Below are 13883 nucleotides of genomic sequence, written 5' to 3' on the forward strand. Positions count from 1 at the left end.
CGCTGGACAAGAAATAGGCGAACCGCTGTCACGAGCCGCGAAACGTACCATGCCCACCGCCGTCGAAAGCCTCGGGAAGCTGCTGCACCCACAACGCAATAGGGTCAAGCCAGCGCCGCTGATACGGCGTCCCCGGCTCGCCAGCGCTCACGCTGCGCCGCCGCCGACGTCGCTGCAGCACGACGATAGCCGCAGCAATCATCGCCTCGCTTGCGGCGATGAGCAGCGCGCCCTGCCAGCCTTCGGCCCACGGCAGCACCGCCCATGAGCTGCCTCCCAGCCATTGCGCGCAACGCTCCATGATCGCAGTCGCGATGCCTGCCACCCAGGCAAGCGCGAATGACAGCTCAGCGCTGCACGCTGCGACGATAAGCGAGGCGAGCCCCAGCATGGTGGCGATGCCGACCACCGGGCTGACGATGAGATTCGCCGGCACGCTGAGCAACGGCAGCTGCGGCTCCATCATGACTTGAATCGGCAGCGTCAGCAACTGGGCAGCAATCGTCACCGCCATAGCTTCGGCCATGCTTCCAGGCAGCAGCGCTCGCAAGCGCTCTGCCAAGCCTTTGGCGAACAGCACAATGCCCAGCACGGAGGCGCACGACAGAGCGAACCCGTAACTGCGCGCCATGGCGGGGCTGGCGATCAGCACTGCCACCGCCGTCCAACACAAGGCGTTCAACGCCTGCGACCGCCTGCCGACGAGCAATGCCGCCGCGCCTAGCAAGCCCATGATAAGCGCCCGCACCACCGAATCGGATGGATAGACCAGCGCGGCAAGCAGCAGGAACGCTCCGGACATCAGTGCAGCGGTGGCCCAGCGCGGAGCGTGCACGTATGCCGCAAGGCGACGAACCAGCGCCCCGACCAGCACGAAATGCCCGCCCGACACGGCCATCAGATGCATGATGCCCGAACGGGCAAAACGATCTTCCAGCAATCCGGCATAGGTCGCGTCCACCGCCTCGTGCCCTGATGCAACGACATGCTCCTGCCCGAGCAATCCGATGGTCAGCCCGGGGACCAGAACGCGCCCTTGATCGGACAGTCCTTCGGTGACGGCAAGGAATCGCTCCTGCAGCGTGTTGATGACTGACTGCGCGGGATTCGGCGCACGAATCATCGTCACGGATGCTTCGCTGCGGCACATCATCCACAGACTCACCTTGCCGAACCGGGACGGTTCCAGACGGCCGGAAACCTGCACGGTCGCGCCATGCACGATATGTCTGCAATCTGCACCCGACGCGAACACGCGAATGGCATGCGAGCTTGACTGCATGACACGGCCATCGCCAATCATCGACAGCGTCGCATCGGCCTGGCAGTCGGCTTGGCGAATATCAGCGGTGCGAGCCGGGGTATTGATGCGCATACGCGCGATACGCTGCCCTGGGCTCGCTCCGGCCTGCGCCATCGCGGGGTCGCGCCAAGCGATATACGCGCTGCACCACGTCGATGTCGCGCCCAGCAGCGCAAGACACGCCAGCAGCATACCCGTCATACGCCATGCACCGCGCATCATTGGCCGTCGCATAACGGTCACGGCCGCTATCGCCACGATGGCAACGATGACTCCCCCGACTCCCGCCATGCGCAGCGGCAGCGACATGTCATCGGCCATGCCATAGGCGAACGCTCCCAGTCCGTATGCCGTGTCCTGCTCGGCTTGCCCGCCTGAACCAACTGAGCCGTCTGTCGCCAGCGTCGCATCGAATACCCACCACGTGAGCAGGCATGACATCCATACCGCGAGCGCCGCCGGAAGCATGCGCCAGTCGCGGCTGCCCTGTTCCTTGAACAAACGTCTCTCGTTGCGATATATTCTTGCGTCTGTCATGATACGGTCACCTGCGAGCGCAGCTTCTCCAAGGTCTTGGGGCCAATGCCGCTGATATCGAGCAGCTGGTCGACGCTGGTGAAGCGGCCGATGCGCTGGCGATGGTCGAGGATGCGCTGCGCGGTGACCGGGCCGACCCCGGCAAGCGTATCAAGCTCCTGCACAGTGGCCGTATTGAGATTGATGAGGCCAGCGTCTCCTGCGTTCGAACTGGTGCTTGGCGAGGCAGAGGGCACTGTGGAAGGCAGCGCGGAGGGCGCTGCTGCGCTGGCTGACGGTTCGCCAGTAGATTGCGGCGCTGACGGCTGCACTGATGAAGCGCCTTGCGAGGCATCGGAATGCTTGGGCTGCATCGCGTCTCTATCGGCGGCGTTCCCATAGCGCGAAGATGCGGTAGCATTTGCCTGCTGTGTTGTGGCGGCATGATAGTTCATCGATTGCCGAATCAGCATGGTCATGCTGGCGCAAAGCGCCGTGACGAGAATAAGCATGACCGCGACCGCGTACCACGGCTTGGCCACCAAACGTGGCATATCCCGTCGCTCCCGGCGAGCGAGGATGCGGCTTTCGCCAAAGGACTCCCGCCCAGATTGCACCGATTCGGATTCCCGATGCGTTACGGGCAGCTCTGGCTTCTCGCCGCCTGAACCATCACCGACCCAACCAGCATCGATCGAATCGTCATCGTTCCAATCAGCGTCGCTCGGATCGTCATTGCCCCAACTATCATCACTAGGCGGCGACGGCGGATACTGCTTGTGCGCAGCGCGATTCGCCACCCGAATCGGTGACAGATCTGTATGTTCCTGTGTATGTTCCTGCTGATGACGCTGCTGATCTGTTTGGCTGGCTTGCGTAAGCCATGCCTCCCGCGGGCCAGCACAACCACTGGTTTGCAAACCAGCAAGACGATTCACGGCCTGCGAAGCCCCGCTCTGCCCACTGACATTGTCGCGCGTGAGTGCGCGGCCCCGATGCTTGCCGCTTTCGGGTCCACGCAGTGCAGCCACAGTTGAGTCGGCTGCGGTCGATGGTGCCAAGACGCTCATACTCCATGTCTAAAGCGTTTCTCCCACACATTCCAGCGAAAACGACCACTGTGGTCGAACGCTTCGAGTTATCCACATTTCGGCGTGTCGAGCCGTAAAACAGGCAGCCCTGTGGGCTGCCTGTAGGCGAGACTGAGCGGCCACTAAGGCCGCGAGGCTGAACCGTTAAGCAAATAGTCCAGTGCTAAGCCGTTAAGCGCATAGTCCAGTGGACTATGCGTAGGCGAAGTGAGCAGCCGCCAAGGCTGCGAAGGACGGTGCCAACGGCACCGTCGGTTTGTAGGTGAAGTGAGGCTCCCTCAAGGAGCCGAAGGACGGTGCCAAAGGCTCCGTCAGGCCGAAGGCCGAGCTACGGCTGGTTGGCTATCACATCAGGCCTACGGATGGTGTTAAATCGTAACCCGTCGAGCCTTGCATCGTAATATCCCCATGACGCTGTCGGCGTTATCACGCAGCAAAGCTACGGCTTATTGCGCAAGCCAATTATAATGAAAGGCTATGAGGCACCTCGTCACGCAGTTCGATACCGCGGTTACGCGGCATGTTGTCGAGCTGCCTGCGTCGCTCCACCCCTTTTTCCTCGCTGTAACTGCGCTGGGCTCCCCTGTCGCCACGATGACTGTCGGCGCTGTCATCGCCGGCTGGGGGTATTTCCACGCGAACCTTCGCCTCGCGTACTCAGGCGCTTTCGTCTGGCTGACGCTTGGCGTGGGGTCCATCATCAAGCTCATTGTCGCCCGTGCGCGGCCCAACACTGCCTATGCGGCGCATCTGCTCTTTGACACCAACAGCTTCCCGAGCGGGCATACGAGCGGTTCCACCATCGCCTATGGCCTTCTCGCCTATCTCGCCTGGCATCTGCTCCCGCAACCCTACAGCACCATAGCGGTTGTGCTGCTAGCGCTCCTCATCGTCCTCATCGGCATCTCCCGCATCTACCTCGGAGCACACTTCCCGAGCGACGTCATCGCGGGCTGGCTGCTCGGTGCGGTCGCACTCTGTATTGTCATCTTCGTTCTAAGGCCACTGACATGAACATGCATATAGTGCTTGTAGACAATCCCGAATCCGGCTCGGCAATCCCTCGAAAGGAACTACGTGAGAAATGCGAGAACGCCAACATCACCATCGATGAATTCGTAGCGATCGGCGACGGCTTTGAGAGCCAGCTCGTCCCTTTCATCACAGCAGGCAAAACCATCGCCGCCATCGGAGGAGATGGCACTGTGAGCGCTGTTGCCGGGCTCGTCGCCGGCACCAAGGCGACCCTGATCCCCCTGCCGGGAGGCACGCTCAATCACTTCACCAAGGACCTCGACATTCCCCAGGATATCGATGAGGCGCTCGCGCGTCTCGCCACGCTCTCCCCGCGCGCCATCGACATCGCCAAGGTCAATGACACGCCCTTCATCAATAATTCCAGCATCGGGCTCTACCCCACCTCATTGCGCAGCCGGGAGCAGCTCGAATCGGCTCTCGGCAAATGGTCGGCGGCCATCGTCGCATCCTGGCGGGCATTCGTCAGCTTCAAGACGTACCGCGTCACCATCGACAACGAGACATTTGCGACCCCGTTCATCTTCGTCGGCAATAATCGCTACGAGCTGGACACCGCAGTCGGCACCAATCGCACCCGTCTCGACGAAGGCGTCCTGACCGTCTATGCCACTAAAACCCAGTCCCGCCTCACGCTTCTCAAAATCGCCCTTTTTGCGCTCATCGGTCGATACAAGCAACTCGATGAGTTCGAGGAGTTCTTCCCCACAGCAGTCACCATCAAAACTGGCCGGGCTGCACTCTCGGTCTCGCATGATGGCGAAGTTTCAAAACTCAAGTCACCGCTGCGCTATGTCATACAGCCGAAGGCGCTCACCATACTCGGCTAGACACGGCTCGGCTAGACACAAATCAGACAGGCACAGCCCGGCTAGATATACTTACGACTCTCGCCTGACGCACCCATGCTGGGACGACGCTAAGACACTAAGATGTCTAAACCACTAAGTCGCCAAGCCGCTAGGCTACTAAACCATTAAGCCACCAAAAAAGGGAGGCCCGGAAGCATTGCTGCCCCCGGGCCTCCCTAGCGTCATCCTAGCGTCATCCTGACGTCATCCCAGCGTCAAACAGACCGCTACTCCGCAGGCACCACCGAAACGATCTTCGGGGCCTTGACGATCACCTTGCGCGGCTTCTTGCCACCCAGGCGAGATTCGATCGCAGCCAGCGCCTTCGCTTCGAGTTCGGCCGGGTCGATATCGGGGCTGACTTCGAGCTTGGCGCGCACTTTGCCCTTGATCTGTACAACCGCAGTGACGGTGTCCTGGCCCACATAGCGTTCGTCGGCCTTGGGCCACGGCTCATGCGCCAGCGACTCGGCGTGCCCCAGACGGTTCCACAGCTCCTCGCAGATATGCGGCGCGATGGGCGCGAGCATGAGGATCAGCGGCTCCACGGCGGCGCGCGGCACCGAAGCCAGCGACGTGAGGTGGTTGTTGAGCACGATGAGCTTGGCGATGGAGGTGTTCGGGCGCATCGCCTCCATCTCCTTGCTCACTGCGGCGATGGTGTTGTTGAGCAGCTTGAGCGTGGGCAGGTCGGGCGCATCGTCCGAAACCGTCAGCTCGCCGGTGCTCTCGTCCACGACGTTGCGCCACAGGCGCTGCAGGAAGCGCATGCCGCCGACGACGTTGCGCGTGTTCCACGGGCGCGACTCGTCAAGCGGGCCCATGCTCATCTCGTAGAGTCGGAAGGTGTCGGCGCCGTAGTTCTCGTACATGAAGTCGGGCGTCGTGATGTTCTTCAGGCTCTTGCCCATCTTGCCGAACTCGCGGTTGACCCGCTGCCCATGCCAGGTGTAGGTGGCCTCGCCCTGCGCGTCAAGCGGCCCCTCTTCGACTTCGTTGGCCGGCACGTACTGCCCGCGCTCGTCGGTGTAGGCGTAGGCCTGAATCATGCCCTGGTTGAAGAGCTTGTGGAAGGGTTCGGGCGAGTCCACGAAGCCCAGATCGTAGAGCACCTTGTGCCAGAAACGCGAGTAGAGCAGATGCAGCACCGCGTGCTCGACGCCGCCGACGTAGAGGTCCACGCCGCCGGAATGCCCGGAGTACCCATTGTGGTCCGGCCCGATCCAGTAGTCGTATTCGCCCTTGTCGACCATATGCTCGGTGTCGTTCGGGTCGAGATAGCGCATGTAGTACCAGCAGGAGCCGGCCCAGTTCGGCATGGTGTTCGTGTCGCGGTAGTAGGTCTTCGGCCCGTCGCCCAGATCGAGCGTGACCTTGATCCACTCCTCGTTGCGGCTCAGCGGCGCCTCGGGGTTGGACTGCGCGTCTTCGGGATCAAAGGTCTTGGGGCTGTAGTCCGGCACTTCGGGCAGGTTGATCGGCAGCTGGTCGTCCGGCACCAAGTGCGCCGTGCCGTCCTCGTCATAGACGATTGGGAAGGGCTCGCCCCAGTAGCGCTGGCGCGAGAAGAGCCAGTCGCGCAGGCGATAGCTCGTCTCGACCTTGCCCGCCCCGGCCGCTTCCAGCCATTCGTTGACCTTGGCGATTGCCTCGTCAACGCGCAAGCCATCGAGGCTCAGCGCATCGCCGCGCGCCTGCGTGGCTTCAACGGAGGAATTGATGACGATGCCATCGTGCGAAACGAATGGTGCCTTGCCTTCGTAATTCGCCAGCTTGTCGCCGGAATCGTCCAGCGGCCGCACGGTGTAGATGACCGGCAGGCCGTATGCCGTGGCGAAATCGTAATCGCGCTGGTCGCCGCCTGGTACGGCCATGATCGCGCCGGTGCCGTAGTCCATAAGCACGTAATCCGCAGTGAACAGCGGCAGCTTGGCCCCGGTGATCGGGTTGATGGCATACAGGCCGGTGAACAGACCGGTCTTCTCGCCGGCCTCATCCACACGGTCCTTGGCGGTTTTGCCCTGCGCTGCGGTGCGGTAGGCGTCCACGGCCTCGCCCGGCGTGGCGTAGCCGCCTTTCCAAGACTCGGGAATGCCTTCGGGCCAGGCATTCGGCACATGGTGGAGCAGCTCATGCTCGGGCGAAACCACGGCGAAAGTGGTGCCAAACAGGGTGTCAGGGCGGGTCGTGTAGACCTCCATGTCCTGCGTTCCGTCTGGCGCCTCGACCGCGAAGTGCACGGATGCGCCGTGCGATTCGCCAATCCAGTTGCGCTGCATGAGCCTGACTTTCTCAGGCCAGTCGATGACGTCAAGATCCGCAATGAGCCGGTGGCCGTACGCGGTGATGCGCATCGACCACTGGCGCAGCTCGCGCTGGAACACGGGGAAATTGCCGCGCTCGGAGCGACCTTCGGCGGTGACCTCCTCGTTGGCCAGCACGGTGCCGAGTCCCGGGCACCAGTTGACCGGCGACTTGGAAATGTAGGCGAGCCGGAAATCGTTGAGCACCTCGGCCTGCTCGACCGCGCTCAGCGAAGCCCACGAAGAACCTTCATGCCCGGGAACCGGGCGGGTGCCAGACTCGAACTGCTCGACCAGCGTCGCAATCGGCCGCGCCGAGCCGGTGCCGCCGTCCGGACGCACGAATTCAGGGTCATACCAGGCGTCGTAGATGCGCGAGAAAATCCACTGCGTCCAGCGCATGTACCCCGGGTCGATGGTGGCGAAGCTGCGGCGATTGTCGAAGCTCAGGCCCATGCGATGCAGCTGCCGGCGCATGTTGGCGATATTCGCCTCGGTGGTGACGCGCGGGTGCTGCCCGGTCTGCACGGCATACTGCTCGGCCGGCAGGCCGAAAGCGTCATAGCCCATGGCGTGCAGGACGTTCTCGCCCTTCATGCGGTGATAGCGGCTGACCACATCGGTGGCAAGATAACCCAGCGGGTGACCGACGTGCAGGCCCTTGCCCGAAGGATAGGGGAACATATCCATCGCGAAGTAGGAAGGCCGTCCCTCAGCATTCCGGCCTTGCGCGTCCTTGAGGTCTCCGGAGGCGTTCGCGGCCCAGAAGGTCCCGCGCTCATCCCAGATCTGCTGCCATTTCTCTTCGATGTTTTGCGCCAGCTGCGCGTTGTAGCGATACGCCGGCTCGTCGGGTTCGCCCAAGGTCGCTTCATTCTTCGTATTGAGACTCATAAACAAGGATTATTGTGGCGCAACTGGACACGACCTGCGCAAGCGTGCCCTATCGCTGTATTTCGGGCACGCTGCCCCCGCGATACCCCGTGGCATCCCGCATTGCGTCAAGCGCGCGGGCAAGGCTGCCGTCCTTGCGCATCGTGTCGAGCACCGCGTTGATTTTGCTCATCAATTCGTCTTCTCCGGCCTTGACCTGAACGCTGCGCAGCACGGTTCCCAAGGGCTGCCCGACAAGCGTGAGATAGCCTTTGCCGGTGGAGAAGGCCAGTCCGGAAAGCACCGCATCATCCGCGCTGACGGCGTCCGCCTCGCCGACCAGCAGCGCGGTCACGCACTGCTGGTAGCTCTCCCGTTCGCGGATGATGACGCCGGGGGCTTTCTCCCTCAGCCGCGCCCCCGCGCCGCTGCCCTGCGCCGAGCACACGATCTTGCCGTTGAGATCCGCAGGAGCGGCTATTGCAGGCCTATCCCCCGTACGCACCAGCAAGTCCTGCTGAGTGAGCAGATAGGGGTGGCTGCCCTGCACATCCTTCGGCTGCGTCCCGTCCATTGGCATGCTGGTGACCAGCATCTGCGCCTCGCCGCTGTGCAGCGCCGCGGAAGCGTCGGCGGGCCTGATCTGCGTGAAGTTCACCTGCTTGCGCGCATAGCCCAGCGCCTGGGCCACATAACGCGCCACCGTGACGTCGAATCCGGAGTATTCGCCGTCATGCAGCCAGCCGACACCGGGCTCGTCGAGGGCCACGCCAATCGAGATGGTCGGACCGTCCGGCTCGCCTGCGGCCCCAGCGGCAGCCCCGCAGCCGGCCGCAGCCGCCGTCAGCATCACGGCGAGCGCCGCGCAGAGCATCCGCCTGAAATGCCATTGCAGCCGCCGACGCCTGCATGCCATACCGCTCACCGCCTTACTGAATTCCGTGGTTTTCGTGCCCGATTCGTTGTCCGCCGTTCAACCTGTTGTTCGTGCAACCAGCCTGTGCTTATGTAGCTTATGTAAACACCTGTGCCCATGTAAACAACTTGGGCCTATTTAAACAATTTGGACCGTGTCAGGAACCACGTCACCACGATGGAGAGCGCTATCGAAACCCCGATGACGATCACGAAGCCCCACCGGTTGGACGTCAGTGGCATGCCAAGCATGCCGCCGTCCTGAAAGTTCATGCCGTACATCGAGAAGATCAGCGTCGGGATGGACAGCGTGATCGAGATGATGGTGAAGATGCGCATGACGTTGTTCAGGTTGTTCGAGACGATCGAGGCGAAGGCGTCCGTCATGTTGGCCAGAACCCCGCTGTAGATGTTGGCCATCTCGATGGCCTGCTTGTTCTCGGTGATGACGTCGTCAAGCAGATCCTCGTCCTCCGGGTACTGCTTGAAGCGCGCGAGCGAGTTGAGCTTCTCCATCACGATCTCGTTCGATTTGAGGCTCGTGGTGAAATAGACCAAGGTCTTGCTCAGCTCGAGCAGCATGAGAATCTCGCGGTTCTGCATGGAATGGCGCAGCCGCAGCTCAAGCCGGTCGCTTTCGCGGTCGATGATGCGCAGGTAGCGCAGGTACATCGTCGCGTTGCGGTACAGGATCTGCAGGATGAACCGGGACTTCATATACGTGTTGAACCCGCGGATGCGCCCCTCCATGAAGGGGTGCAGCACCGGCGTATCCTGCATGCACACGGTGAGAATCAGGTTCTGCGTGATGATGATCGACAACGGGATGGTCTCGTACCAGTCGCGCCCGCCACGCTCCTCGACCGTGGGGATGTCCACGATGATCATCGTGTAGTCGTCCTCGACGTCGACGCGCGAGCGCTCCTCGTCATCGAGCGGGGCCCGCAGATCGGCCAGATCGATGCCAGTCTGCTGCGCGACCGTCGCCAGCTCCACATCGGTGGGCTCGGAAAGACACAGCCAGGCCCCGCCTTCGATTTCCCCGACCTGCTCCACTCTGCCGTTGATGGTGTTGAACATTCTCAACATGTCTTTCACCCGCCTTCCATTCGTGGTATGGCACTCGGTCTGGCACTACCATGCTATGGCATTGCTATGCCGCTCTTGTCACATGTTGCTGGCTGCGAGCCGCGCCGGCTGCCGCATGAAGCGCCCCGCACAAACCGTATCAAGAATAGACCCATTCCCGGAGCATGGCGAGTCGCTTGGCTTATACCCGCAACGTTTGTTCAGAGCACCTGCCACATCGGCATATGCGGCCCGTGCAGCTCAGCCGGGCCATTCTCCCAGTCCATATGCGAGGCGATGGCAGGCCCGTGGTTGAACTCCTCAAGCTTCCACGCAGGCTGGCCGGTATGCCCGCTGAAATCGCCATAATCGCCGTATTGCGGCGTCATACGCGACCAGAAGGCGTTGCGTACGGAGTCGAGGCTCGTGGAGGACTCCGGATCCTCGCCGAGCAGGGTGTGGATGGTCGCGAGAATCCAGGATCCGTGGCCCACGATCATCAGGGTGCTCGGAGTCTGCTGCCCGCTTTCCTGACCGATCAGGTCGCTGACGGCATCGGCGCCGCGACGACCAAGCGCTTCCAGCGATTCGACGCCGTAGCGCCCTCCCCCTGATTGGTTCGCCTTCCACTCATCGTAGGCGTCGGCATCCATCTGCCTGATCTCCTCGCGGGTCAGCCCCTCCCAGCGCCCGAAGCTGCGCTCGCGCATCCGCTGGTCGTATGTCACCGGAAGCCCGAGAATATCGGCGAAGGCGTGCGCCGTCTGCCGAGCGCGGAACAGGTCGGAGGCCACCACGCGCATGGTGCGCCGGGCTGCGGGAGCCTCGCGGTACTCCTCGATATCGCTGTGCGCGATGGCGTCCGGCCCCGGCTGCGGCAGCGTTTCGGGATTGCGCGCGACCCCGGAGATCTTGGCCCAGTAATAGCTTCTGGCCAGCTCCAAAGCACTCTGATCGACCTGCCATTGGCCGATGATGTCCAGCGGCACATCGATCTGCCCCTGCATGCGACGCGCCAGGTTGAACGATGTGCGTCCATGCCGCACCAGCACCACTTCATCAATCACAGGCCTGTCCTTGTCTCTTCGCTTTGCGTATCAGTATTGCCCTATATCAGTATTGCCAGCCCTCATAGTAGCGAAAGCACCGGCCAGCAGCGGCAGGCACTGCCAAGCGTCGTCAAGCATCACACGCGCGTAGCGGCGCGGTCGTTGCCGCCCAGCGAAGAGCGGAATTCCGCACATATCTATCGAGAACGATTATCATATATGTGAGGAGGAAACTCATTGACCCATATCAATACATGGAAAGTTCCCGTTATCACCCTGACTGGCTACTTGGGCGCCGGCAAGACGACGCTGCTCAACCATCTGCTGCGCAGGCCGGGCGCGCGCGTCGGCGTCGTCATCAATGACTTCGGCGCAATCAACGTCGACGCGGCCCTAGTCACCGGACAGGTGGATGAGGCCGCTTCGATCTCCGGCGGATGCCTGTGCTGCATGCCTGATGGCGGCGGACTGGATGACGCGCTGAAAAGCCTTGCACGGCCGAAGCTGCGGCTCGACGCGATCATCATCGAGGCCAGCGGCATCGCCGATCCGATCGCCTTGGCCCGCCTCATCCATTTCAGCAGCGCCCCGCATATCCGCCCCGGCGGCATCGTCGAGCTGATTGACGCCGTCGAGCATTTCCGTTCGGTCGATACATCCGACGAGCCGCCCGCCAGATACGCCGCCACGAATCTCATCGTCATCACCAAAACCGACCTGCTGGCCGAATCGCAGCGCACAGCGACCATCGCGCGCATCGAACAGCGCGTCCGCATGCGCAATCCCGACGCCCAGTTCGTCATCGCAGACCGCGGGCGCATCGACCCCGATCTCGTGTTCGAGGTAGCTTCGAGCGAAGATCCGGCCGACGAGCTGCCCATCGCGCAGCTCATCCGCGACAGCTCCCCTGAATCCGAAACGCACGAGCACCATCACGCGCATGCCATATCGCAGGAGCTGACCGGACCGATAAGCCCTTCGGCGCTTGTCGAGCTGCTGGAAAACCCTCCGGCCGGGGCGTACCGCATGAAAGGGCGCGTGACCGTGCGCGAGCCGCGCAAGGCGAATGGCGAGGCCGGATATGTGGTCAATCTCGTCGGGCGCTCGATTCACATCGCGCCCATGGCAAGCCCCGCCGACCCTGGCGAACTCGTCGCCCTTGGCATGCACATGGATGTCGAAGAGGCGCGACGCCGGCTCGATGCGCTGCTGCGCACGCCAGCCGACCGACCCGATGCGATGGGGCTGCGGCATGTGCACCGCTATATGCGGCTGAGTCAGTAGCAGCCCCCGCACACAATGCATTTGGGGTGGCGAGTCACGCGACTCGCCACCCCAACTGTCTAGTTTACTAGCTGAACCTCAAACTCATGCCACAGCCGGCTGAGCTGCCACAGGCACTTTGTCTTCCTCGGCGTCGATCTCAACCAGATCGACATTCTTCGAGGCGAAGGTCGCCCGCATCTGATCATGGTCGAGCACCTTCTCCCAGTTGGACACGACGAAGGTTGCGACGCAGTTGCCGAGCAGATTGACGGACACGCGCATGGAATCCATGATGCGGTCAGCGCCGAGCAGCAGCGCGACGCCGGCCACCGGGAAGATGCCAAGCGCCGTAGCCGTGGCCGACAGCGCGAGGAAGGACGAGCCGGGGACGCCGGCCATGCCCTTCGAGGTGAGCATCAGGACGCCCATCGCGGCGAGCTGCTGGCTGAACGTGAGGTTGACGCCGAAGGCCTGTGCCAGGAACAGCAGCGAGATCGAGAGATACAGCGCGGCGCCATCGAGGTTGAACGAATAGCCTAGCGGCACGACGAGGCCGGTCACCGAACGCGGATTGCCGGATTTCTCGAGCTTGGCCATCACCTGAGGCATAACGGCCTCGGTCGACGCGGTGCCGAGAGCAAGGGCGAATTCAGGACGCGCGTACTTGATGAACTGCCCCAGCGGGACTCGGGCGAAGAGCCACGCGATGAAGAACAGCAGCACGATGAATATGGCTGCCGCCCCGTAGCAGGAAGCAATAAGCACTGCATAGGTACCGAGCGTCTTGAGACCGTACTGCCCGATGATGTACGCCATGGCGCCCAAGGCCCCAAGCGGCGCGACGCGCATGATCCAGCCCATGATCTTGAAGACGATATCGAGGAAGGAATCGAACACGTCCAGAACGGGCTTGCAGCGCTCCTGCCCGATGGCAACGACGGCGACGCCTACGAAGATGGCGAAGAACAGCACCTGCAGCCGCGTGTTGTTGGCGAAGGCTCCTACCACGCTGTCGGGGATGATATCGAGGATGAAGCCTGCGGCTCCGCTCGGAGCCTCGCCACCGGCCGTTTTCTTGGCGATGGCATTCGGGTCGAGCGTCGAGGGGTCGATGTTCAATCCCGCGCCGGGCTTCACGATATTGCCCACGAGCAGACCGAAGAGCAGCGCGAACACCGAAGCGGACAGGAAGTAGACGAGCGCCTTGGTGCCTACGCGACCGACCGCCTTCGCATCGCCGACATGGGATATGCCTGTCACGATGACGAGGAAGATGAGCGGCGCGATGACCATCTTGATGAGCTTGATGAAGCCGTCGCCCAGCGGCTTGAGCGCGGATCCGGCATCAGGCCAGACGGCGCCTATCGTGATGCCGATGACGATGGCCAGGATGATCTGGAAGAACAACGACTTGTAGATTGGTTTTTTTATTTCAAGCGGTTTGTCTTTGCCTTCGACAAAGAGCCCTTCTGATGCTTTGGTTTTCTTGCCCACTATGCTTCTCCTCTGCTTTGTCTGAAATATTCGATTGGGTGTCCTGAATGTAATATTTCAGTCAAAAACATGAAAGCAATTCGGTATTACCAGTTCGGCAACACCATGTAACCGCTTTG

At 62.1% G+C, this 13883-nt stretch carries 10 protein-coding genes; 3 read left to right on the plus strand and 7 right to left on the minus strand.

Going from position 1 to position 13883, the window contains the following annotated elements; translation table 11 throughout:
- Nucleotides 1–28: 28 nt before the first annotated feature.
- Together LKK40_RS03840 and LKK40_RS03845 are read right to left on the minus strand one after the other, a co-directional pair.
- Nucleotides 29–1840 carry a ComEC/Rec2 family competence protein gene (locus LKK40_RS03840; protein WP_304309338.1) on the minus strand — a complete coding sequence of 604 codons (1812 nt, stop codon included), beginning with the start codon at nucleotides 1838–1840 and terminating at the stop codon, nucleotides 29–31.
- Nucleotides 1837–2889: a ComEA family DNA-binding protein gene (locus LKK40_RS03845; protein ID WP_304309339.1), complete on the minus strand. Its 1053-nt coding sequence runs from the start codon at nucleotides 2887–2889 to the stop codon at nucleotides 1837–1839. The genes LKK40_RS03840 and LKK40_RS03845 overlap by 4 nt, the downstream gene beginning before the upstream one ends.
- Nucleotides 2890–3387: 498 nt before the next feature.
- Here LKK40_RS03845 and LKK40_RS03850 point away from each other — a divergent pair, with 498 nt between their 5' ends.
- Entirely contained in the window at nucleotides 3388–3924 is a 537-nt protein-coding gene (locus tag LKK40_RS03850; RefSeq protein WP_304309340.1) for a phosphatase PAP2 family protein, read from the plus strand.
- Nucleotides 3921–4775, plus strand: a complete 855-nt coding sequence (locus LKK40_RS03855; protein ID WP_304309342.1) for a diacylglycerol/lipid kinase family protein — start codon at nucleotides 3921–3923, stop codon at nucleotides 4773–4775. The genes LKK40_RS03850 and LKK40_RS03855 overlap by 4 nt, the downstream gene beginning before the upstream one ends.
- A gap of 248 nt (nucleotides 4776–5023) precedes the next feature.
- Here the strand turns inward: LKK40_RS03855 and leuS are convergent, their stop codons facing one another.
- The 4 genes from leuS to LKK40_RS03875 form a co-directional block, all read right to left on the minus strand.
- Nucleotides 5024–7993, minus strand: a complete 2970-nt coding sequence (gene leuS / locus LKK40_RS03860) for a leucine--tRNA ligase (protein WP_304309344.1) — start codon at nucleotides 7991–7993, stop codon at nucleotides 5024–5026.
- A 49-nt stretch (nucleotides 7994–8042) separates the two neighbouring features.
- On the minus strand, nucleotides 8043–8888 hold the full coding sequence (locus LKK40_RS03865) for a transporter substrate-binding domain-containing protein (RefSeq protein ID WP_304309346.1): 846 nt from the start codon (nucleotides 8886–8888) through the stop codon (nucleotides 8043–8045).
- 134 nt (nucleotides 8889–9022) lie between these two features.
- The gene (locus tag LKK40_RS03870; protein WP_152581642.1) at nucleotides 9023–9976 is read right to left on the minus strand and encodes a magnesium transporter CorA family protein; all 954 of its coding nucleotides are present in this window, start codon (nucleotides 9974–9976) and stop codon (nucleotides 9023–9025) included.
- A gap of 200 nt (nucleotides 9977–10176) precedes the next feature.
- Nucleotides 10177–11022, minus strand: a complete 846-nt coding sequence (locus LKK40_RS03875) for a histidine phosphatase family protein (RefSeq protein ID WP_304309349.1) — start codon at nucleotides 11020–11022, stop codon at nucleotides 10177–10179.
- A 219-nt stretch (nucleotides 11023–11241) separates the two neighbouring features.
- Here LKK40_RS03875 and LKK40_RS03880 point away from each other — a divergent pair, with 219 nt between their 5' ends.
- Nucleotides 11242–12288, plus strand: coding sequence for a CobW family GTP-binding protein (locus LKK40_RS03880; protein ID WP_304309350.1), 1047 nt, complete (start codon nucleotides 11242–11244; stop codon nucleotides 12286–12288).
- Between the two features lie 84 nt (nucleotides 12289–12372).
- Here LKK40_RS03880 and LKK40_RS03885 read toward each other — a convergent pair whose 3' ends face one another.
- Nucleotides 12373–13764, minus strand: coding sequence for a cation:dicarboxylate symporter family transporter (locus LKK40_RS03885; RefSeq protein ID WP_304309352.1), 1392 nt, complete (start codon nucleotides 13762–13764; stop codon nucleotides 12373–12375).
- Nucleotides 13765–13883 lie beyond the last annotated feature (119 nt).

Origin of the sequence: Bifidobacterium tibiigranuli, assembly GCF_022655035.1 — a bacterium.
In the GTDB taxonomy this organism is placed as follows: domain Bacteria; phylum Actinomycetota; class Actinomycetes; order Actinomycetales; family Bifidobacteriaceae; genus Bifidobacterium; species Bifidobacterium tibiigranuli_A.

Coding starts and splice junctions, on each gene's coding strand:
- LKK40_RS03840 (WP_304309338.1), bottom strand. CDS start 1,840: ATGACAGACGCAAGAATATATCGCAACGAGAGACGTTTGTTCAAGGAA.
- LKK40_RS03845 (WP_304309339.1), bottom strand. CDS start 2,889: ATGAGCGTCTTGGCACCATCGACCGCAGCCGACTCAACTGTGGCTGCA.
- LKK40_RS03850 (WP_304309340.1), top strand. CDS start 3,388: ATGAGGCACCTCGTCACGCAGTTCGATACCGCGGTTACGCGGCATGTT.
- LKK40_RS03855 (WP_304309342.1), top strand. CDS start 3,921: ATGAACATGCATATAGTGCTTGTAGACAATCCCGAATCCGGCTCGGCA.
- leuS (WP_304309344.1), bottom strand. CDS start 7,993: ATGAGTCTCAATACGAAGAATGAAGCGACCTTGGGCGAACCCGACGAG.
- LKK40_RS03865 (WP_304309346.1), bottom strand. CDS start 8,888: ATGGCATGCAGGCGTCGGCGGCTGCAATGGCATTTCAGGCGGATGCTC.
- LKK40_RS03870 (WP_152581642.1), bottom strand. CDS start 9,976: ATGTTGAGAATGTTCAACACCATCAACGGCAGAGTGGAGCAGGTCGGG.